The organism is Candidatus Symbiopectobacterium sp. 'North America', assembly GCF_015762685.1.
Lineage (GTDB): Bacteria > Pseudomonadota > Gammaproteobacteria > Enterobacterales > Enterobacteriaceae > Symbiopectobacterium.
Genome location: NZ_PEHF01000095.1, coordinates 164,026 through 186,555 on the forward strand (window position 1 = coordinate 164,026; position 22,530 = coordinate 186,555).

At 55.1% G+C, this 22,530-nt stretch carries 16 protein-coding genes and 6 pseudogenes; 3 read left to right on the forward strand and 19 right to left on the reverse strand.

All coding sequences use genetic code 11. The features are described 5' to 3' along the window. Positions 1-13: 13 nt before the first annotated feature. The 9 genes and pseudogenes from cvpA to CS369_RS20725 all read right to left on the reverse strand — a co-directional run bounded on the left by cvpA (position 14) and on the right by CS369_RS20725 (position 8,690). Positions 14-514 (reverse strand): colicin V production protein, encoded by a 501-nt coding sequence (cvpA, locus tag CS369_RS20685; protein ID WP_196908517.1) that lies wholly within the window; start codon positions 512-514, stop codon positions 14-16. 357 nt (positions 515-871) lie between these two features. Further along, positions 872-1,630 (reverse strand): cell division protein DedD, encoded by a 759-nt coding sequence (gene dedD / locus CS369_RS20690; protein ID WP_196908518.1) that lies wholly within the window; start codon positions 1,628-1,630, stop codon positions 872-874. Beyond that, positions 1,620-2,888 carry a bifunctional tetrahydrofolate synthase/dihydrofolate synthase gene (gene folC, locus CS369_RS20695; protein WP_196908519.1) on the reverse strand — a complete coding sequence of 423 codons (1,269 nt, stop codon included), beginning with the start codon at positions 2,886-2,888 and terminating at the stop codon, positions 1,620-1,622. The genes dedD and folC overlap by 11 nt, the downstream gene beginning before the upstream one ends. A gap of 88 nt (positions 2,889-2,976) precedes the next feature. After that, complete coding sequence (accD, locus tag CS369_RS20700; protein ID WP_196908520.1) at positions 2,977-3,894, reverse strand: acetyl-CoA carboxylase, carboxyltransferase subunit beta; 918 nt, start codon at positions 3,892-3,894, stop codon at positions 2,977-2,979. A 213-nt stretch (positions 3,895-4,107) separates the two neighbouring features. Further along, positions 4,108-4,794, reverse strand: a pseudogene (locus CS369_RS20705) (DedA family protein). 78 nt (positions 4,795-4,872) lie between these two features. Continuing rightward, positions 4,873-5,694, reverse strand: a complete 822-nt coding sequence (gene truA, locus CS369_RS20710; protein ID WP_196908521.1) for a tRNA pseudouridine(38-40) synthase TruA — start codon at positions 5,692-5,694, stop codon at positions 4,873-4,875. Continuing rightward, positions 5,694-6,704 carry an aspartate-semialdehyde dehydrogenase gene (locus tag CS369_RS20715; RefSeq protein ID WP_196908522.1) on the reverse strand — a complete coding sequence of 337 codons (1,011 nt, stop codon included), beginning with the start codon at positions 6,702-6,704 and terminating at the stop codon, positions 5,694-5,696. The genes truA and CS369_RS20715 overlap by 1 nt, the downstream gene beginning before the upstream one ends. Before the next feature lie 102 nt (positions 6,705-6,806). Further along, positions 6,807-7,934: a DUF3410 domain-containing protein gene (locus CS369_RS20720; protein WP_196908523.1), complete on the reverse strand. Its 1,128-nt coding sequence runs from the start codon at positions 7,932-7,934 to the stop codon at positions 6,807-6,809. 90 nt (positions 7,935-8,024) lie between these two features. Further along, positions 8,025-8,690, reverse strand: coding sequence for a helix-turn-helix domain-containing protein (locus tag CS369_RS20725; protein ID WP_196908524.1), 666 nt, complete (start codon positions 8,688-8,690; stop codon positions 8,025-8,027). A gap of 96 nt (positions 8,691-8,786) precedes the next feature. Between CS369_RS20725 and CS369_RS20730 the strand changes: the two are divergent. Together CS369_RS20730 and CS369_RS20735 are read left to right on the forward strand one after the other, a co-directional pair. Then, positions 8,787-9,732 (forward strand): annotated as a pseudogene (locus CS369_RS20730) (DMT family transporter). 119 nt (positions 9,733-9,851) lie between these two features. Next, the gene (locus tag CS369_RS20735; protein WP_196908525.1) at positions 9,852-11,081 is read left to right on the forward strand and encodes a flagella biosynthesis regulator Flk; all 1,230 of its coding nucleotides are present in this window, start codon (positions 9,852-9,854) and stop codon (positions 11,079-11,081) included. 63 nt (positions 11,082-11,144) lie between these two features. Here CS369_RS20735 and fabB read toward each other — a convergent pair whose 3' ends face one another. Beyond that, entirely contained in the window at positions 11,145-12,359 is a 1,215-nt protein-coding gene (gene fabB, locus CS369_RS20740) for a beta-ketoacyl-ACP synthase I (RefSeq protein WP_196908526.1), read from the reverse strand. Positions 12,360-12,521: 162 nt separating this feature from the next. Here fabB and mnmC point away from each other — a divergent pair. Continuing rightward, a pseudogene (gene mnmC / locus CS369_RS20745) lies at positions 12,522-14,535 on the forward strand (bifunctional tRNA (5-methylaminomethyl-2-thiouridine)(34)-methyltransferase MnmD/FAD-dependent 5-carboxymethylaminomethyl-2-thiouridine(34) oxidoreductase MnmC). 10 nt (positions 14,536-14,545) lie between these two features. Here mnmC and CS369_RS20750 read toward each other — a convergent pair. The 9 genes and pseudogenes from CS369_RS20750 to CS369_RS20800 form a co-directional block, all read right to left on the reverse strand. After that, positions 14,546-15,187: a fimbria/pilus periplasmic chaperone gene (locus tag CS369_RS20750; protein WP_210769504.1), complete on the reverse strand. Its 642-nt coding sequence runs from the start codon at positions 15,185-15,187 to the stop codon at positions 14,546-14,548. Between the two features lie 52 nt (positions 15,188-15,239). Then, a pseudogene (stbD, locus tag CS369_RS20755) lies at positions 15,240-16,567 on the reverse strand (fimbrial usher protein StbD). Further along, positions 16,564-18,998 (reverse strand): annotated as a pseudogene (locus CS369_RS25350) (fimbria/pilus outer membrane usher protein). The pseudogenes stbD and CS369_RS25350 overlap by 4 nt, the downstream one beginning before the upstream one ends. A gap of 31 nt (positions 18,999-19,029) precedes the next feature. After that, entirely contained in the window at positions 19,030-19,278 is a 249-nt protein-coding gene (locus CS369_RS20775) for a hypothetical protein (RefSeq protein ID WP_196908530.1), read from the reverse strand. A gap of 9 nt (positions 19,279-19,287) precedes the next feature. Further along, a complete protein-coding gene (locus tag CS369_RS20780) occupies positions 19,288-19,782 on the reverse strand; it encodes a fimbria/pilus periplasmic chaperone (protein WP_196908531.1) in 495 nt (164 codons plus the stop codon). A 165-nt stretch (positions 19,783-19,947) separates the two neighbouring features. Further along, a complete protein-coding gene (locus tag CS369_RS20785) occupies positions 19,948-20,481 on the reverse strand; it encodes a fimbrial protein (RefSeq protein ID WP_374191094.1) in 534 nt (177 codons plus the stop codon). A gap of 385 nt (positions 20,482-20,866) precedes the next feature. Then, entirely contained in the window at positions 20,867-21,148 is a 282-nt protein-coding gene (locus tag CS369_RS20790) for a YfcL family protein (protein WP_196908532.1), read from the reverse strand. 31 nt (positions 21,149-21,179) lie between these two features. Continuing rightward, on the reverse strand, positions 21,180-21,743 hold the full coding sequence (locus CS369_RS20795) for an elongation factor P hydroxylase (RefSeq protein ID WP_196908533.1): 564 nt from the start codon (positions 21,741-21,743) through the stop codon (positions 21,180-21,182). Continuing rightward, positions 21,740-22,529, reverse strand: a pseudogene (locus CS369_RS20800) (sulfite exporter TauE/SafE family protein). Before CS369_RS20800 ends, CS369_RS20795 begins: the two are co-directional and overlap by 4 nt. Position 22,530: the final 1 nt, after the last annotated feature.

The window sequence follows — 22,530 nt, forward strand, 5'->3', positions numbered from 1 at the left end:
TTCCTCATCAGCGCTATCGCAGCTCTATGTGCTGCGGCAAGAAACTTGACGTGCTTTGCAGGTAGTCGAAAAACCACCTGATGATATAGCTAAACTGCGGGATGAGCTGAGACCGTTTCCAGTCGTCGCTTTGTGAAAAACCGGTAAAGGTATCCAAAAAGAACAACAATGCAGAGACAATCAACACACCGCGCAGCGCACCAAAGCAAATGCCCAGTACTCTGTCGGTGCCTGAAAGCCCGGTTCGTTCAACCAGTGAACCAATCACATAGTTGACGATCGCTCCCACAATCAATGTCGCAATAAACAGAATGGCGATGGCAACCCCGTTGCGCACCAGCTCGTCTTCAAAACGCGTGAAATAGACCGACAGGTATGGGTAATAATGGCTGGCGACAAATAATGCACTGCCCCAGGTGATCAGCGAAAGCGCCTCACGAACAAAGCCGCGGATCAAACTGACCAGCGCAGAGAAACCAATAATGCCAATGATGACGTAATCAACCCAAACCATTAATTCTCTCACTTACGAACGATGCCAACATAATCTTTCTAGCACTAGCAGTCATTACCGCCAGTTCAAGAGAGCGTAGCGCCGCTCATCATACTGTTCGCGGCGGATTCTAACAGAAAAAAAACGTTTGCGTAGCCTATTTCCCAACGATTTCACCGATAGGTGAATTTGCTGGCAGCGTATGGCAAAGTCACTTTTCTTCCTCGTCATCCTCGGCGAAAGCCGGGGATCTCTGCAAGAACGAACGCATTTCTTCTGCAAGAGATTCCCGCCTACGTGGGAATGACGTGGTAGGCGGGGATGACCGTTTTAGTCGGTTTTGCCAACAACCTCAGCGGAATTAGCCCTCTGGCAATCTTAACGTGCGCTGTAGTTCCTGACCTGCCCGCTCAGCCCACTCAGCTGTTGCAGTTCGCCGAGGGCAGACTGCAATTTCTGTTTTGACGCATCCGGCCCGACGTAAATTCGGGTTATCTCCCCGGCGACGGGTGTCGACGGCACCGTGTAAGCGCGGTATCCCGACAGGCGCAGCTTGGCAACAATTTCATTCACCTTATCCGCATTTTTCAGTGCGCCCAGTTGCACCACGTATGCTTGTCCTGCGGGCGCGGCTTCCGGCTTCACTTCCGGTTGCGCTGCGGGCGGCGGTGTAGGCGTTGCCGGCTTGCTTTCCGGTTTCGGCTCAGGTTTCACTTCCAGTTTAATTTCTGGCTTCACCTTGGGCTTGGTTTCCGGCTTCACGTCCACTTTAGGGGTTACCGGGCGCGCCGCCACGGCGGGCGGGGCAATTTCTATCGGTGCGGCAGGAGGCGGTGGCGTACTGCTCGGCGGTGCCTGCATGGCACCGTCATCCTCAGGCGCGGTCACACCGCCTTGGGCCGGTTGCCCTTGCATCGCCTGCTGTGCCCCTTCCGGCGGCTGACTGGGCAACGACTGGTTCAGTGAAGGCAGCGATTTGGCCTCCGTGCTGTCGCCCGGCTTTGGCACCAGAGGGATCGCGGCAAACTCATCTTCGTAATGTTTCTTTTTGCCATCCAGCAGCGCTGGCAGCACAATAACGCCCAACGCCACCAGAATAATGGTGCCGACCAGACGGTTTTGAAACTTACTTGCCATTCGACCCCCTCTTCTCCTGCGCTTCCATCACATGCGCTACCGTATGAAAAGATCCGCACACTACGACGGTATCCTGCGTATCTGCGTCTTGCATCGCCTGATGCCAGGCGGTCGCGACATCACCAGACGACCGGCAGCGATCCAGATGTGCCGCTATCAATTCAGCACTGGCACCGCGTGGTCCCTCCAGCGGGGCGCAATACCATTCATCCACCACGGGTTTGAGGTGTGCTAAGGTACCGGGAATATCTTTATCGGCCAGCATACCAATCACCACACGTATTTTGCCCGTTTTTGGCAACTGCGCCAATCGCCCAGCCAAATAGGCCGCCGCATGGGGATTGTGCGCGACATCCAGAATCAGTTTCGGCTGTTCGCTCACCGTTTGAAACCGGCCCGGTAACGCAGCGCAGCGCAGCCCCTGTTCAATATCAGCCAGAGGGACGTTAATCGGCCCCTGGCACAGCGCCGCCAGCGCCGTAGCAGCGTTGGGCAATGGCACGTTCGGCAACGGCAGCGTCATGCGCTCGCCATCGGTCGATTGCCAATACCAGCCTTCGCCTTCAAGCGCAAAGTGCCAATCGCGATCGCGCTTGAACAACAATGCCCCTTTCTCTTCAGCCACAGCCGCAATAGAAGCAGGCATATCCGGCTCACCCACCACGGCGGGAGTATTGCGGCGGAAGATACCGGCCTTTTCGCGACCAATACTTTCGCGGTCATGCCCTAACCAGTCAGTATGATCGAGCGCAATACTGGTCACCACCGCCACGTCGGCATCCACGATATTGGTGGCATCCAGACGCCCACCCAACCCGACTTCCAGAATCACCACATCCAGATTTACCTGCCTGAACAGGTGCAGTGCCGCAAGGGTGCCAAACTCGAAATAGGTCAATGAGACATCGCCACGCCCTGCTTCGATCTCGGCAAACGCCAGAATGTGCGCGGTTTCCGTCAATTTCTGGCCCTGAATGCGCACACGCTCGGTATAACGCAGCAGGTGGGGTGAACTGTAAACGCCGACGCGTAAACCCGCCGCCATCAAAATGGCTTCCAGCGTACAACAGGTAGTGCCTTTTCCGTTGGTACCCGCGACGGTAAACACCGTTGAGGCCGGACGCAGCAGGTGAAGACGGTCGGCAACCTGTTTAACACGCGTCAATCCCATATCAATGGCAGTGGCGTGCAGGTGCTCCAGATAATGAAGCCACGCGGCCAAAGGCGACGTGGCTTGGGGAATGAGAAGATTTTCCATGAGTCCCGTTCACTGGCTTACGGTTCATTGATACAGGGTGCACAAAACGGCCTAAGCACAATCCTGTCGCACCCTGTTCATGTGTCACTTATTGCGCATCATCCTGCGGTTCAGTGGTCACTTCCGGTGGACGAACCTCAGCGGTGTCCACCGGCTCAGGGTGGTTGGTCAGCCGAGACAGTATGCTGGCTAACTTGAAGCGCATTTCCGGGCGGCGCACGATCATGTCAATCGCCCCTTTTTCCAGCAGGAATTCACTGCGTTGGAAACCCGGCGGCAATTTTTCACGTACCGTCTGTTCGATAACGCGCGGACCGGCAAAACCGATCAGCGCTTTAGGTTCAGCAATATTCAAATCGCCGAGCATCGCCAGACTGGCGGAAACACCGCCCATGGTCGGGTCGGTCAACACCGAAATGTAGGGCAGACCGCGCTCGCGCATTTTTGCCAACGCTGCGCTGGTTTTCGCCATTTGCATCAGCGACATCAGCGCTTCCTGCATACGCGCACCGCCGCTGGCGGAGAAACACACTAGCGGACAACCATCTTCCAACGCCTGCTCAACCGCACGCACAAAACGCGCGCCGACGACAGAGGCCATGGAACCGCCCATAAAGGCAAATTCAAAGGACGCAGCAACCACCGGCATGCCGTACAGCGTGCCTTTCATCACCACCAACGCGTCTTTTTCGTCAGACTGCTTTTGTGCAGCAACCAGACGATCTTTGTATTTCTTCGAATCTTTGAACTTCAGCGCATCCTTGGGCTCCAGCTCACTACCCAGCTCAACCACGCTGTCCTTATCCAGAAACGCATTCAAGCGCGCACGGGCGGAAAGTCGCATGTGGTGGTCACACTTGGGACACACCTCAAGGTTACGCTCCAATTCAGCGCGGTAAAGCACCTGACCACAACTGTCACATTTGGTCCATACCCCTTCAGGAATATTGGCCTTGCGGGTCGGTGTAATGTTGCTCTTGTTAAGAATTCGTTCAATCCAGCTCATTGATAACCTTTCTGCTTGAACCTGGCCGTGGCCAGTCCGCTCTGTCCCGTCACTACGCCCGTTTACCGCAACCTGAACCGGTGTTTACACCCGTATTGCAAGGCGCTGATAACGCAGCTCGTCATCAGGGACAGACCATAAATGCCGCTCATTAAACCATAACACTCCGGGACTGTGGATAGAAAACTGGTCAAACCGGAGCGATTACCGCGTTTATTCTTGTGAACGCGACGGGCTATTCGCCCGGGCCGCCGCTCGTCTATGCCGCCAGATTTCAATGATCTCCGGCAAAATAGAGATAAAAATAATTAATACAATCAATTACTTAAAATTTTCTTGCACAATCAGCAGGTCGCCGAACAGGTAACCTGCGTAAGTAAACAGTAATACCCACAGCAATGCCCCTACCACATTATAGAGAGCAAAATGGGGGTAGCGCATATGTCCCATACCGGCGACAAACGGCGCGAATGTTCTCACAATCGGTACGAAGCGCGCCAGAATAATCGTTTTACCGCCGTGACGGGCATAAAACTGATGCGTTTTATCCAGATAACTGCGGCGAAAAATTTTCGAATCGGGGTTACTGAACAGCGTTTCCCCGAACAAACGCCCAATGGTGTAATTGACCGCATCACCGAGTATGGCCGCCGCGACCATCAGCGCCACCATGGTGTGCACATCCAGATCGTTAGTGGGCAATGCCGCCAACGCGCCAGCGACAAACAACAGGGAATCCCCCGGCAGAAATGGCGTCACCACCAGACCTGTTTCGCAAAACAGGATTAAAAACAGAATGGCATAAATCCAGACACCGTATTGCGCAACCAGTTCCGCAAGGTGAACGTCAATATGCAGAATAAAATCGATGATAAAGCGTATAAACGCGACAAGTTCCATCATGTGCATGTTTCACGGCGCAATGCCGTGAGAATCGTCTAGTGTTTAGCGTGGTGCGATACAACCGCCCGCTACGGGTCAATCATCCAGAAACAGCGGGCCCATTGGCGCAACGGGCAGTTCGAAACGTGACGGATAATCTACCGCCACCAGATAAAGACCGTCGGCGCGCGCCGTGGCGGCCGCCAGCGTGCGATCTTTAGCCGCCAGCAATTCGGCTATCCAGGATTCAGGCTGATTACCGCATCCGACTTCCATCAGGCTGCCGACGATATTGCGCACCATATGATGAACAAACGCATTGGCTTTAATATCTACCACGATGTAAGCGTCATGACGCGTAACCTTTAAATGATTTACATTGCGCCACGGCGTGCGCGACTGGCATTGCACGGCGCGAAACGAGGTGAAGTCATTCTCACCCAGCAGGCTTTGCCCGGCGCGTTCCATGCGCGCCGCATCCAACGGGAAGTGGAACTGCGTTACGCCACGCGCTAATACCGCCGGGCGCAGGCGATGATTATAGATAAGGTAGCGATAGCGACGTGCCGTGGCGCTGAAACGTGCATGAAAATCATCATCGACGGTTTTCACCCAGCGCACGGCGATATCCGCTGGCAAATGGGCGTTGACGCCCATGGTCCAGGCGGCATCTTTGCGCTGAGCCTGGGTGGTGAAGTGCACCACTTGCCCGGTAGCGTGCACGCCGGCATCGGTTCTGCCGGCGCAAAACACGGTAATCGGCTCATCGGCCACTTTACTCAGCGCATGTTCCAGATGCCCTTGCACGCTCTCTACTTCAGCCTGACGCTGCCAGCCATAATAGAGGCTGCCGTCATACTCAATGCCCAGAGCCACCTTGATACCAGCAGGCTGCTGCGGCAAATGACTGTCTGACATTACCCCAGATACTCCTGCACCAGCCGTTCTGCCGTTTCCACCGCCATCAACGCGCCGCCGAAGCGTACGTTATCCGCCACCGACCAGAATTGCAGCAGTTCGGGAATGCCGTAATCATTGCGCAGGCAACCAATCTTGAGCTGAACGTTATCAGCAGCATCTTCCACTTGCGTCGGGTAGTCGTCTTCATCGCTGAGTTGAATATCTTCAGCGCGTGAGAGTTCATCTCGGGCCTCCTCCGCAGACAGCGGCCGTAATGCCTCAAGATGTACGACCTGTGCATGGCCGTAAAACACCGGGGCCTGTAAGCAGTTAACGGAGATTGGCAGCCCTTCGTCCTGTAACACCTTACGCACCTGATCCACCAATCGACGCTCTTGTGCCACGCTGCCTTGCACATCCGCCAGCAACGGCAACACATTAAACGCCAGCTGTTTGGCAAACAAGCCCGGTTCCGGTGGTATGCCGTTCAGCAAACGGGCACTCTGCCCGGCCAAATCGTCTACCGCCACTTTGCCCAGCGCAGACACAGAGAGCAGATTGGTGACGTGAAGACGTGACAGCCCGGCTTGCTCGATCAGCAGTTTAATAGCCAGCAGCAGTTGGCTCACCAGACTGTCTGCCACGGCGACGATATTGCGATTACGGTAATCCGCCAGCACATGGGTGTTGACCCCCGGCACCACCAACGGGACATCCGGCTCCAGCGCGAACAGATCGCTGCTGTCAATTACCAGGCAGCCCGCGTTACCGGCGTCTTCCGCGTAACGTGCGCTCGCTTCGCTACCCGCGACAAAGAAGGCTAACTGAGCCTGAGACCAATCAAACTCGGCCGCATCCTCGACTTGCCAAGATTTGCCGTTGATCCTCACGGATTCCCCCACGCTGCGTTCGCTGGCGAGCGGATAGAGCGTGCCTACGGGAAACGCGCGCTCTTGCAATAACTCCAGCAGCGCCGTACCCACCGCACCCGTTGCGCCCAATAGCGCAATATTCCAGCCGTCAGACATGTGGTGTTCTCCCATTCGTCAATACCTCTTGCTCGGGCGGTATATCACCACCCGAATACCCTACGCTAAAAACGTCGTATTTGATGACACCCTCACACCGTATTACGGCAAGACGGCAGTGAAACCCAATGCATTCAGACAGGCCACACTGGCCTCATCAGAACAAGTGACACGCAGCGAAGACCATTCGCGGCGCTCCTGATAGTGTTTACGCAGACGATCAAATTCGCCAGCTTGACCCGCAGACTGGCGCAACAGCGCATCGTCGCAGCGTACATCATACACCAGATGCACCAGACGCTTAAGCAACGCTTGATCGAGAGGGGCCGTTACGTGAACATCCGTGATATCCGGGGCAGGCAACAGCGATGACAGCGGCACTTGCTGAGGCTGCCCGATAAACTGGCACAAGGCCTCAAACACTTGCGTGGTACCGTGCGCCTTGCCTTCCAGCGTATAGCCAGCAATATGCGCGGTACCCACGTCTGCACGCGCCAGCAAATCCAGCGAAAGTCCCGGCTCCGGTTCCCACACATCCAGCACCACGCGCAGATCCTTGCCTTGCTGTAACGACCGCAGCAGAGCTGCGTTATCAACCACCGGCCCGCGACACGCGTTGATCAAAATACGGCCAGCGGGCAAGGCGGCAAGCACCGCGTCATCAATCAAGTGCAGGGTGTTATCTGCGCCACCCTTGGTCAAGGGCGTATGCAGCGTGACAATATCCGCGTCACGCAGTAGCGCATCCAGCGGCAAAAAGGGACCAACATCCCCCTTGCGCGCGCGAGGGGGATCGCACAGTAATGTCTTCACTCCCCAGTCGTTAAGGCGTGCCTGCAAACGCCGCCCTACGTTGCCCACACCGACAATGCCGACGGTTGTGTCGCGCAACTGAAAGCCATCTCGCTCCGCCAGCATCAGCAGCGCAGAAAAAACGTATTCCACCACCGCGATGGCATTGCAGCCCGGCGCGGCGGAAAATCCGATACCCTGCTCGCGCAACCAGGTTTCATCCACATGATCGGTGCCCGCCGTGGCGCTGCCGACGAAGGTCACGCCCGAATCCGCTAACAGGGCGGCATTAACCGGCGTGATGGAGCGCACCATCAGGGCGTGTGCCTGTGTTAGCGTCTCAACGGGCAACGGCCTTCCCGGCACAGCTACCACCTCGCCCACGCGGCTGAACAGCTCGCGCGCATACGGCATATTCTCATCAACCACAATTTTCATGTACGACCCCGGTCAGGCAACGTTTGCAAGAAAAACAGGGGCACTATTTTGCCACCGAATGATGAAGAATCCCAACGCTATCCCTATCGATTAAGGTCTGGTTCGATACCCTTCCGGCGTGGACCCACTTTGCGCGATAAACGCCGATGAAGAGCTGTAGCCGACTTCCAATGCGACAGACTGCACGCTCATGCCCTGACGCAACAATGCCAGCGCTTGCAGGTAGCGTAGTCGTTGTCGCCACTCGCTGAACGACATACCGAGTAATGCCTGACAGCGCCTCGACAGCGTGCGTTCCGTGCTGTAGACCTCGGTTGCCCATTGCGCCAGCGTCATTTGATCGCACAGCACACGACACAAGCGCAGGTCGGGTTTATCGTGAGGGATTAGCACGTCGCGCGCGAATAGATCATCCTGAATCGCCTTAAACAGCGGGCCGACCTCAAGCAGGCACGGCGTTTCGGGAAGTTCTGCATACCAGCGCGCATCGAAATTGATGGTGCGAATGGTGGCCTGACGTTGATTGTAGCAAGCGTGCTCAATCCCCTGTGGCAACCAGATAGCAAAATGGGTCGGTGCCCAAAAACGCTCCTGTGCGAGACGCAGCACCACAACGCCAGAAACCACATACAACAATTGCCCCCACTCATGACGATGAGGCAGGTATTCCGTATCCGCGCTGACCGCTTCGGTACGCAAAAACACCCCGTTCGGCGGTATGCCTTCAGGGCGGTAGTAAGATCGTTGTCGCGTCATGTTGTCTGTCTTGCCATTCAGGATGTCTTGTTTTCACTATATAGAACGAATCCGCCTGTCGTAAACTGACTCACCACGTTAATGAGAATTGTTATCATGCATCTGTTATTCCCCCTTATCGCCGTCTTGTTTTGGTCATTTAACGTGATCGTTAACAAACTTTCCGTTGGTGTCATCGATCCAGCAGCGATGTCATTCTACCGCTGGCTATTGGCTCTGCTGGTACTGACGCCGTTTATGTTGCCTCAGTTACAACGCCATGCGGGCACCATCAGGCTACACTGGGGAAAATTGCTGTTTCTGGGGTTTCTCGGCATGGTGCTCTACCAAAGCATGGCCTACTATGCCGCACACAGCATCAGTGCGCTGATGATGGGCATTCTAGTTTCGTTGATCCCCTTGCTCACGTTATTGATCAGCATTCCGTTGCTCGGCGTGGTACCCACCTTGAGCTTACTGTGCGGCAGTCTGCTCTCCTTTTTCGGCATCAGTTGGCTTATCAGCGGTGGACATCCGGTTCTGATTCTGGCTCAGGGCATCGGGCGCGGCGAGGTGATGATGTTTATTGCTGCGTTAGCCTACGCCTTGTACAGCGTATTAACCAAACGCTGGTCCATTGCTCTGCCCACCTGGGTGTCGCTCTACGTGCAAATTGCCTTTGGCATCGTGCTGTTGCTGCCGAACTTATTGTTGGCAGAAAGTATTGCCCTGAACGCGCAAAACCTACCGCTGGTGCTGTTCGCCGGTATTTTCGCCTCGATCCTCGCTCCGTGGATGTGGATCGTCGGGGTGATGCGCATCGGGGCCAATAACGCCAGTATTTTCATTAATCTGACACCGGTATTTACCGCACTGAATCGCCGTGACGTTGCTGCATGAAACGCTGCACAGCTACCACATCGTGGGCGGGATACTGGTATTACTCGGGGTTGTCATGGCGCAGTATATGCGTACTCCGCGCGCTCAGCACAACGCAGTTCGCACACCGGATAGCGATACGTCTCGCAACCAAATCCATGAAGTGGAAGTAAACCGCAAATAAGAAGGCATTTTCCCCTATGATCTGACTATTCTCGCACCAGACACCTTGCTATGATTTCCGTTGCCTATTCAGGGCTCCCGGGGAATGCAGGGTGCCTTTCACGCAATGAGGAGTCCATCATGCAGCCTGTCAGCAGTCCGGGAACCCCGACGCCGGGAGATCGCCCCCCCGCATCGCCGACGTCGGCCATTGCCTCTTCCTCATCCAATACGGCGGCGGCGAACTCCCCGCTCAGCTTTACCCAGCGCGCCACGCTGGATACGCTGGTGGTCAAGCTACAGGCGCTGACGTCGCTGAGTAACAATGCCATCTGGACCACACTACGTCAGGACATTGGTCTGGCGCCAAACCAGACCTTGCTTGGACAGCATTTTACCACCGCCGAACAGTCATTGCAGAATCAACTGGTACAGGCTCAAACACAGCAAAGCAGCGCCCGCCATCCGTTATTGCAACGCTTGACCGATCTGCTGCCGCAGGGAAACAACAGCCAGCGCGTCACTCAGTTTTTACGTCAGGAATTTGGTCATACCGGACTCAAAGCGCTGACGCAGCCACAGTTACAACGGGTGCTGACCATGTTGCAAACACCGCCCGATGCGGCATCGCTAAATGCCGCGTCAGGCAGATCACCCGCGCTTGCCACAACGCTGGTGCAAAATGCGCTCACCAATGTTGCGACCAATGCCGCGACCACGGCCCTGCTGCAACGTCCGTTATCCAGCGTCGAACAGAACAGCCTAAATCAGATGGTGGTGCGATTGTCCGCGCTGCTGGGCGAGCCAACGGAAAAAATCTGGACGTCATTGACGGCAATGCAACACCATCCGCCGGGCACGCCGATCCCCGCTCGTCATTTGCCGCTCCTGATGCAATATTTGCAAACGCAAACTGACCTGCATCATCTGCTGACCACCGGCAATAGGCGCAGCGATGCACCCGCAACTCTAGCAACAACCAAGACCGCAACCACTGCGGCGGGCAATGCGGCACAACCCCCAATGACTGCGACTCAGTCCACCTTGTACACGCTGTTTCAACACGCGTTGGAAGCCAATGAGCGACAGTTGTTGCTGGACTACAGTCAAAACCGTTTCAATGCCGGGGTACAAACACCGCTCACCCAACCGCAGCTCAACGAACTGGTGACCTTTTTGTTCGCTCACCGCATGCAGCGCGCTTCCGACGGGGAACTGAAGATACAGAGCCTGTTCCCGCATCCGCAGCCGATTGCCAACCCGCTGGTTGCCGCCTTACCGCCTGCCCTCCAGGCCGTGTTCAACAAACCGCTGTTTTGGCCCATTGTCAGCGTTTGCGTGGTGATATTTTTGCTGTGGGTACTGTTTTAACAAACAAAAAAACCGGGGCACAAGGCCCCGGTTCAGCAAAACAGACGATTTAGGGTATATAGATTACGCTAACTTGCGCATCACCAACGTAGCATTGGTGCCGCCGAAGCCAAAACCGTTGGACATTACCGTGGTCAGCTTACGCTCAGTCGGTTGTGTCACGATGTTCATGTCCTGCGCCAACTCATCCAGCGTATCAACGTTAATGCTCGGCGCGATAAAACCGTGCTCCAGCATCAGCAGAGAGTAGATCGCTTCCTGTACGCCCGCTGCGCCGAGGGAGTGCCCGGTCATTGCCTTGGTTGCCGAGATGGGCGGCACCGCGTCGCCAAACACCTGACGAATCGCCCACAGTTCTTTCACGTCACCCACCGGCGTAGAAGTACCATGGGTGTTGATATAATCGATAGGGGTATCCACATCCTGCATCGCAAGCTTCATGCAACGCACTGCGCCTTCACCGGACGGCGCAACCATGTCGGCACCGTCAGAGGTTGCACCGTATCCCAGCACTTCGGCGTAAATATGTGCACCACGCGCCAGCGCATGTTCCAGTTCTTCCACAACCACCATACCGCCGCCACCGGCGATAACAAAGCCGTCACGATCGGCATCATAGGTGCGAGACGCTTTTTCCGGCGTTTCGTTATATTTGGTAGACAGCGCACCCATGGCATCAAATTCACAGGCCAGCTCCCAGCATAGCTCTTCACCGCCACCAGCAAATACGATGTCTTGTTTACCCAGTTGGATCTGTTCTACCGCATTACCAATACAGTGCGCAGAGGTGGCGCAGGCAGAGCTGATGGAGTAGTTCACGCCCTGAATTTTAAAGGGCGTTGCAAGACAGGCTGACACAGCAGAACCCATCGCTTTGGTCACCACATACGGGCCAACCGCTTTCAGGCCACGTGAGCTGCGCATGGCATCCGCGCCAAACACTTGAGAACGCGCGGAACCGCCGGAACCGGAAATCAAACCGACGCGCGGGTTGTTTTGGTAAACCTCAGGTGCCAGCTTGGCATCGTCAATGGCTTGTTCCATCGACAAAAAAGCATAGACAGAGGCATCGCTCATGAAACGCACGACCTTACGTTCAATGAGGCCGGCAGTATCCAGCTTCACATTGCCCCAGACGTGACTACGCATACCGGAATCTTTCAGCTCTTGTGAGAACGTAATACCCGAGCGACCTTCCCGCAACGATGCCAGGACTTCCTGCTGGTTATTACCAATGCTTGAGACGATCCCCAGGCCAGTAATCACTGCACGTTTCATTCAATACCTCTTTCCGCATAAATGTATTTTGGGATTTCGTCACGCACTTTAGCGTACAGATGTAAGCTGAACAAGTCCGATCACCCAACCTTTTACAAAATTTGCGCGCTGGACACTGGCTGAGTAAAATCGCGCTATCGCTTTAAAAATGAGTCAATTATCGTGAAAGACCATGCTATTCAGCACGGTACGCTCTCCTGGAACGAACAGGGTACACCTGTTTCGCAACAGTTTGATGACGTTTACTTCTCAAATAAGGATTGGTTGGAAGAGACCCGCTACGTTTTCTTGCAAGGCAATCACTTTCCGGCGCGCTTTGTTGAGCATTCACGCCCACAGTGCATCATTGCGGAAACCGGCTTTGGCACTGGCCTGAACTTTTTGACGCTATGGGAAGCATTCGCCCATTTTCGCGCGCAGCATCCGCAGGTCACGCTGCGGCGCTTGCACTTTATCAGCTTTGAAAAATTCCCGTTGCGCGTGGCCGATCTGGAACAGGCGCACGCCCACTGGCCGACACTCGCCCCTTACGCCGAAGCGCTGCGGCAGGCATGGCCGTCGGCGCTGCCGGGCTGTCATCGCCTGATTCTGGCTGACGGTGCCATCACTCTCGACCTGTGGTTTGGCGATATCAATGACTTGCTGCCAACGCTGGACGATTCCCTGACGCATCAGGTTGACGCCTGGTTTCTCGATGGTTTTGCCCCGTCCAAAAACCCGGACATGTGGACAGAGAACCTGTTTCACACCATGGCACGTGTGTGCCGGGCGCAGGGTACCTTTGCGACATTCACTGCCGCAGGGTTTGTGCGTCGGGGGCTACAGCAAGCCTGCTTTGATGTGGAAAAGATCAAGGGCTACGGACAAAAACGCGAAATGCTGCGCGGCGTATTATCGAACGCCATCCTGGCCCCGGCGGTAACCCCCTGGTATTCACGCCCGGCCGCGAGCGCGATAGAGGATATCGCTATTATTGGCGGTGGCATTGCCAGCGTACTGACAGCACTGGCGCTGCTGCGACGCGGCGCGCACGTGACACTCTATTGTGAAGATGAGGCACCGGAGTTAGGCGCATCCGGTAACCGTCAGGGAGCGCTTTACCCGTTACTCAATGACAAACACGATGCGCTTTCCCGCTTTTCCGCCACCGCTTTTGGTTTTGCCCGCCGTCAGTACGATTCACTGCTGCAAGCCGGTATCGCCTATGAACATGACTGGTGTGAACCAGATTGCCTACGATGAAAAAAGCGCGCGCAAAATCACGCAAATATTGCACGGTAACTGGCCGACAGAGCTGGTTACGCCGCTCAGCGCTGATGAGATGGATGCAACGGCCGGAGTAGCGATAGGTTTCTCAGGTGTGAGCTATACTGAAGGTGGCTGACTGTGCCCGGTAGAGCTAACAACCCATGCGCTGAAACACGCACAATCGCTCGGGTTGGTCGTGCATTTTGCTACTCGCGTCTCTGCGCTGGAAAAAAATGCATCCGGCTGGCAAATGAGGTTGGCAAACGGGCAACAAAAAGCCCATCCTGTGGTGATCCTGGCGAATGGACACCAGCTCAGCGACTGGTCGCAAACTCAGCATCTCCCCAGCTATGCGGTGCGCGGTCAGGTAAGTCATATCCCGACCACGCCGGTGCTACAAGGCTTGCAACGCGTCTTATGTTACGATGGCTATCTGACTCCCGTCAGCCCTCGTCACCAGCAGCACTGTATCGGTGCCAGCTACCAGCGAGGCGTGGTTACCACCACGTTTAGCGCAGACGAGCAGCAGGAAAACCACCAGCGCCTCGCGGCCTGCTTGCCCGATGCAACCTGGGTGAATGACATTGACGTCAGCGGCAACGCAGCACGTCAGGGTGTGCGCTGTGCTACGCGCGATCACCTGCCGCTGCTCGGTGCCGCACCGAATCACGCACTGACGCTACATCACTACGCGTCACTTGACGTACAGCAGCACACGCCGCAACGTGTGGCCGCGGCACCGGTTCATGAGGATCTGTTCATTATCGGAGCGCTGGGTTCGCGCGGATTGTGCTCTGCCCCGTTGGCTGCCGAAATCCTGGCCGGGGAACTGTACGGCGAACCGTTACCGCTCGATGCGCCAACGCTTGCCGCGTTTAACCCGAATCGTTTTTGGGTGAGAAAGTTGCTGAAAGGTCGCGCGGTGTAATCAGTTGCTATCAAGGTAGGAGTGTCGCGGTATAGCGCCAGTGGGTGCCGGTATCGTTGATGAGCTGATAGCTGAGCGTCTGTCCGACGACCGAACGATTTACCGGCAGGTTTACACTGGACGCCGGAGCCACCATCATGCTGCCCAGACGCTGTTCAGCATAGCTGATGTCGGTCAGCGTCATATGCCAGGGGGTGGGATTGGCGACCTGCAACTGTTGCCCGTCCCCCGTTTGCAGCAAACGAAAACGCAGTTGTTCGCCATCAGACTCGTTGGGGTCGCCCAACCCGGCTGGCCGAATAAACACCTTCAGGCGCAAGCGCAACGGCAACACCACGCTTTGCGTGCGGCGCGTCATCTCCGCTGTGTTCGGTGGAATTTGATAGACGTTAAGCCACAACAGCGATTCCTTGTCATTGGCAAACCCCTGACGTGAGGTGAGCAGCAAACGCAAAGAACGCTCCTCACCTGGCTTCATACTGAATACCGGCGGTACGGCGATCAGCTGCGTTGTAGCACGCTCGGGTGGGATCAGCGGATCGCCCGCATCACTCCAGACCTGTACCAGCGTGGGCTGTTTTTCTGAATTGGACAGCATGAGCGATGTGGACATCTCGCTGTTATGCAGAATCACGCGAGCGAATGCAGGCATCGCGCCCATCAAGCAAAGCACACACAGCATCCCGCTGATGGCTTTCTGCACGCTACTGGAAACTGACCATGATCTGCAATTGTGCATTGACTGTCCCCGGCGTAATCGGTTGTTGATTAATCGCTTCCAGCGATGCGGTAAAATCTCCGGCATAAATCTCTGTGCTACCCGCAGAGACCTTGGTGGTTAATTCTTTAAAGGCAACCACCCGCGCGGATTGCCGGTGCCGTATGAGGTTAAATCCGGCAGCAGGTTGATAGCTTGCCCCCGGCTGTTGAAAATACGGATACCGACGCCAAACGCCTCGCCCGCTCCGCTACCGTACTGATTATCCAGCAACCAGGTTAAGCCGCCGCCGCTGGTGACCAACCCCAACGACTGCGCCGCCGCCACTGCGGCGGGCTTGTTCACCAAAAAGCCCATTGAGACATTCGCCGCCGTGAGGGTTGACACATTGGTGCTGGATAGTGCCCCGGATTCACACTGTATGGTGACGGAGAACCCCGCACGGCTGGTGCCGCCCTGACGCAACTGATTGGCGGTGATCAACGGCAGCATCACGACATTCGGAAAATCATCCACGCGACAAGACGCGCCGCGTACAAAGGTCACGCCCGTTGCGTACAGGCTCCAGGTACCAGGCCAGTCATAGGGCCATCCTCCATATTTGGTTGCCGAATCAGCGCCCTCAGTCACATTCGCGCTGAGCCCCGGGCCTTTGAACGCGGTATAGCCGTGAGGCTGGCTGTAGAGGTAGGTGTAGCGATTATAGGCGTTGCCATACCACGTGGTGCTGTCGATACGGAACACTTCCATCAAAATATCGCTGAAGGCGCTGGCCGGAATATAGATATAGGTGCCATCGGAGAACCAGTCGGACGGCGTCAGTTGCCGCCCCTGCCAATAGCGGGAAAAGTAGGCCCCGCTCTTTAAATGGGTGAGTCTGACCGCAACATTGCGCACATAGCTGTAGTAAGCGCCGTCAATCTCACTGGCCGCATACATCCCGGCATAGCCACTATCGCCATTGGTGGCGTACATCTCTAACAGTCTGCTGGCATCCGCGACCGCACAGCGAAACAAGATCTGATTAGCGGTAAACGCCGTCTGCGCGCCCTGACTCAGAAAGCTGATTGAGCTGCTCGCCAGCAAAGTACCTGAGGGCTGAAAGGTGCCGCTGCTCAGGCTTATAACGCCGGGCATACCAATGTTTCTGCCGTTACAGGTATCGCACGCGCCATTCCAGGCGGTCGCGGTATAGCCCGCATTGCGCGCTGCCTGCGATAAGGAGGTGGCACTGGTGACGCGAATACAGGCGCTGTAGGCCGTCTGGCACCCGAGTAACAGCACTGCCAGACAGAATATGATACGCGATGTCATGGCGGCCTCCGAGGCTGACAGGGCAAATCAAGATGGGTGGAAGCGTCGCTGCCGCGTGACGGTAAACGGTAGCTGACCACACATTGCTCCCCAACCTGCTGGCCCCATACCACCTGTAAGGTGTCGCGGTCTTCGGCAAGGCGGGCATAGATTTGCCCCCCTGCCCGACCATGCCAACAGTGTTGCCCGCCGCCGTTACCACATCAGCTCCCATTGGGGGAAAACTACCGTCCTCAAGCTGCGTGGCGATCAGCACCGCCCTACCTTGCAAGGTGGAAAAACTGACCTGCGCCAAAGCCCCCGCGTAAGGAACCACGTGCTGGCTGCCACCTTGCAGTTCAGTTTCATCGTTCATGGTGCTGGCATCCAGCGTAATGGTGTTATAACGGTATGGGGCCAGCGACGGCAGGATGGCATAGCCAAAGCGATCGACCGTTGCCCCCTGACCATTGCGCACCATCGCCCCTTCGGCACCCGGCGCACGGATCAACGCGAAGGTATCGCTGGCATAAGGCCCAAGCGTTACTCCGCACTGATGCAACACCAGCGTACTGGCGGCCCCGACACCAAATTGGCGATAGTTGTCGCCTTGCGCCACCGAAGCGCGCAACGCACCAACGGAAGTCGTTTGCTGCACGCTGCCACCAAATGTCATGGCATTACCGCCCTGCTGATAATTCTCTACCCCGGTGTAGGCGGACCAGTTGAACTGCCTGCCGTCGCCTGAAGACCCCGCCACACTCAGCGTGCCTGAACGTGACGCGCCAGTGCGATTCATGTCCAACGAGACCGTAGAGCGGGTGCTCCCGACATCAAAGGGCACAGAGAAACCCAGCGCGACAAGGGTTTCGGTATAGCGCTGCTGACTGGTATTGTCATAGTCTCCATCACTGACGCTGACGAAATTACGTCCGCTTTCCCACACGGTGCGCTGGTGCGCCACGCTCAGGTTATAGCTGATGTTTCGCCAGGAATTATTGTAGCCGAGTTGCAGTTGAGTAATGCGTGACGATTCACCGTAGTAGCTGCTGGTGCTGGCCGACATGTTCAGCTTGCCCCACGAGCCCATCGCCTGGCTTACCGTGGCGGAGAAACGGTTTTTTTGGTTCAGACTGTCTGACCAGTAGTTCGCATCATTGCGATACTGGCGGCGCTGGCCGAGCACATCTTGCAGATCGCGAAAACAGGTGGTGGAATAGTGCCAGGCAGCCAGTACCACGCTGGTGCCGCTGGTAAAAGTGCGACCGTAACTAAGCTCACTGCGCCATCCCGATTCCGTATGGCCATTCACATCCGCGTGCGACCAGATCGCATTCGTCCCTATTGCTCCGATAGGGGTGGCGATCACCGTGCCAAACAATCCCGCGACATAGTCATCCGCAACGCGTACACCGCCGTTGAGCGTTAACACATTATTGAGACCGTGCTGGACAACGCCTTCGGCAAATTGGTTATCAATTGCTATTAATGCTATTCAAATGGCGCACGCGCCCCATCGCCACTTCGTATTGCCAGTTACCGGGACGCACTGAATCGGGGACGGAGGCATAGGGTACGGTAAAGGTTGATATCCGCCCATTGGCCTCGACTACCTCTACCTGCAAGTCCCCGCTACGCCGCGCACTTCGGGCGCAAACCCTCTGCACCCCTGCGGCCACATACGCTGATCGCTGGCAAGCTTGACGCCATTGAATGACAAACTGCCGAACAAGCTATTACTGGTGTAGCTGTCGCCCAATGTCAGCATGCTTTCGATGGCGGGGATGGGCCTGTCCACCCTGATGCGCACCGCGTTGTATTTATATTGGCTGCCACTAACGTTACTGTCGTAATAGCGCAGGTTTCCCTGATGGCGAACCTGCCACAAACCAATATTGGAACCGGCATTCAACGCACTCCACAAATAGCCGTAGCGATAATTGTTGTCACGATTTTCCGTGCGGTAGTAGTTGGTGTTATGGCGTAACGACAGCGCAGGGATACCACTGTCCCACTCCGAAACCGGAATATAGCCGCGTGGAGTGCGCAACAAGGCCTGCTGGGCCACCACCAGATTGAGGCGCAAGGCGGTGAGATCCACCTCTTCAGCCACGCTTTGGCCGGTATCGCTCAATAACACACATTCTGCCGGTTGCTGCGGTGCGTCGCGGGTCACGCGTATCGCTGTTTTTTCCAGCAAGGCCGGAGAGAGGCAGGCCTTCACGCCCTCGTCAGCAGTGGCGATAAACAGCACCGTCTCACTGGAGGCAATCATCTGATCGTTAACAAATACGTCCAGCACGTGCTCACCGGCTTCAATCAGTGCATCGCGCTGATTGAAGCGCGCCAGATCCTGTCCATAGGCCGCCCCCTGTAACAACGCTGGATCGAAGTAATAGTCTTCAGCGTGTACCGACGATGTCAACCCGGCTACTGCCGCCGCCAGCCACAAAGGAGCAGGCGTTAATGGATACGCAAGCCGCTCATAACGGGAAGTCGGCACTGAGTCTGGCTCCCTGATCGCTGATAATCGTTACCGTGACGGTATGACGTCCTGACGGCACGGCGCGAGTAAACCAGAACGTGCGTTGGCTTAATGGCGCAACCATATCTGCTGTCGCCGGGATGGTTGCGCCCGACGCGTTTAGCGCTATCTTGCTCACATTGAGATAGAACGGCAGAGTGTTGGACACGATCACGCCGCTACGTTGCCCCTCACGGGTGGCCGTCACTTTTACCGTTTAAAGAACATTGGCGGGAGGGTTTCCCAGCCGGGACGGGCGGAAAAATACTTTGACGCGGTTGCGCAGCACCACCAGCATTTTATTCTGGCCAGCGGCAGCATCGCCCCCCACATTGGACGGTGGGACTTGCTGGAAATTGAAGTAGAAAATGGATTCACGATCTTCCGGCAAGGCGCGCGAGCGGGTATAGGAAATACGGGCAACCTGTCCGGCATTCGGGGCAATACGGAAAGACGCAGGAGAAACCACAAAGGGGATATTGCGTTTGCTCTCTGGCCCATCATTCATATCCCCTTCATCAAACCAGGTTTGAACGATATAAGGCACATTACCGCGGTTCGCGAGTTGAACATCTACCGAACGTGCATCGCTGCGATAAATAATTCGCGTTCCCGTCATGGTGACACTGGCCCAAGCGGAAAAACTAGCCATCGCCAATAATACCAGCAGAGCAGCCCAAATACCTGGAAATACGACGTTGCGTGCAGTCATATACAGCCCCTAAAACGAGATTAAGCGGGACAGAATTTAGCGATCGTCGTAATTATAATTCAGAAATAGAAATTTGCCGGATTATCCACATGCGTTTCTGGTAGCTACGTAACAGAGGGAGAAGCGGGAATGGCAAACGGGCCTGTAAAAACAGGCCCGACAGGATTACTGGTAGGAAATAGCGTATTGCAGCGTTGAGGTCACAGACCCTGGTGCAGCGCTACCGGTAGCCAGGTACTGTGCGGTATAGCTGGCGCTGGTTTCATTCGGGCCAAGTTCCAAATCACCGTTACCGGTAAACCCGTTGGTGAAGTTGATCTCAGTCCCTTTGGTGTCCAGAATTTGCAGCTCAACGTTTTTTGCCGTACCGGTATTGCCCAGATTGCCTGCGCTGGTTACTTGATTGCCGACAAATACGGTGGAAACCTTCATGCCATCGGCATCACCTGTACAGCCGCTCACACCGATATCAAAGGTGGTTTGCCCAGCGGTTTGACCCGCGGCATTCAGTTGGCTGGCGCTGACTGTCGGCAGTAATACGACAGGTGATGCGTTGTTCCCATTGACCGAAACCTCACAGGTTTCGTCCGCGACTTCACCCTGAAAAGAAATGGTATTGCCAGAAGCCAGCGCCATTCCCGGAACAGCAACCAGTGAAGCAACAAAACCAAAACCTACAGCATATTTATTCAGCATCATTTATCAATTCTCTGTCATCAAAGTTAATGTATTATCCTCAATGCTAGGGTAAATATATAACAAGATAACGCATCATTAACTCTGATTCCTTGCAGAATATAACCTGTCAGATTAACAGGTCAGGCAGCTGTTTTAATTCCTTGCTGCTGTAGCATCTCTCGTTGATAGCTATTATTCCGGATATTATGCAGAGAAGTTTATCGTGCGTGTATAATTTAATCAGAGTAGTGTAAAGATGAGTTCGGGATTGATATTTTTATTTATCAATTAACACAAACAATTAGGCAATTGATTGTTTTAATGAATTATTCCCGCTTTCATGGGAATAACAATAACGCGTTAAATAATACTTTTTCTCATTTACCGAGTCAGTGCAAGTGAGTTATCAATTGATCTGCGAGGCGCGCTGAAATAAATCATCCCACATACCATTGACCAATATCTGATCCGGTGGTGAAAGCTCACCGTTTTTAATCGCTTGCTGTATGCTGTCGCAAACGCGCTGATAGAGCGCCTGAACCGAGGTTTCCCCCTGCTCTTCAGCCTCTGCCATTGCCAGTGTCAAATGACCGCGCAGGTAGCCACCGGCAAAAAGTTCATCATCGCTGGCATGCTCTACCATATCATCAATCAGCGCAAGAATACGCGCTTCACATTCTGCGATCATCTAACATCCTCACTATTAACGTTTATCCGCATCAGTTGAGATCGGCGGGATACGGGAACTGCTCCGCCGTCAACGGCGGCGTATTGTAAAACGATTGTAATGCACGAATAAAGCGCAATGGACGCGCCGGAATACCTTGCTCGAGATAGGCCATCACTTGTGCATGTACGGTACGCTGAAACGCGATGCGATCCGGCTCAATATCCCCTTCCAGATTGTCGCAACTGACATTAAAGGGAAAGCCCGAAGCCACGCAAAACAGCCAGTCAAACGCCTGTGGCTTGATTTCTACCTGCTCGAACTGCCCCTGCGTTGCCGCATCGCGGCCATCCGGGCAGTACCAATAGCCGAAATCCACCAGCTTGCGTCGCGCCTCACCGGCAATACACCAGTGCGAAATTTCATGAAATGCGCTGGCATAAAACCCATGCGCGAACACAATACGATGATAGGAAAACTGTTCATCAGCAGGCAGATAGATAGGCTCATCATCCCCTTTCACCAGCCGAGTGTTATAGTCCTGCTCAAAGCACTGTGCGAACAAAGTAATGAGATCGCGGTAATCGTGCGTAGCACTTACGCTAGAGGTGGTCATGACCAGAGGTGTCCTATCCATTGAGCAATATCGCTGCCGTGGTTATCATAAATCAACTTCACGCTCATACAAGCAGACACAATCACCAGCATCGGGCGGATCAGCTTTTGCCTCTTATTGAGCACCATGCGAGCTCCGAGACGGGCACCCAACACCTGCCCGACCAACGTCCCAGACCACCTGACCGCCCAGAATAAAGAACAGCAACCCACCAAAATTGGAAGTGAAATTGAGCACCTTGGCATGCGCCGTGGCTTTAGGCAGGCTGAAACCGCTGAGCGTGACAAACGCCAGCGCGTAGAAAGAACCGGCGCCGGGGCCAAAGAAACCGTCATAGAACCCAATACACCCGCCCGCCAAAAAGGCAAACGGAAGGCCTGACAAGCGTTTCTGGCGATCTTCATCGCCAATTTTCGGCATTAACAGGAAATAGAGCCCAATACCGATCACCAGAACAGGCAGGATCTGGCGCAAAAAATCCGCGTGAATCTGCTGAATCAACCAGGCACCAAACGTTGAACCTAAAAAGGTCAACGCGATCGGCAGCTTCTGTTCACTTAACTTCACTGCGCGTTGACGGACAAAATAGAGACTGGCAGAAAAAGATCCACCGACCGCTTGCAGTTTATTGGTTGCCAGCGCCTGCGCTGGGCTTAACCCCGCCGAGAGCAGAATAGGAATACTGAGTAACCCGCCTCCCCCCGCGATAGAATCGATAAAACCGGCAAGCGCCGCAAAAGCAAACAACACCCCGAGCATTTCAGGGCTGACCAAAAACCATTCCATG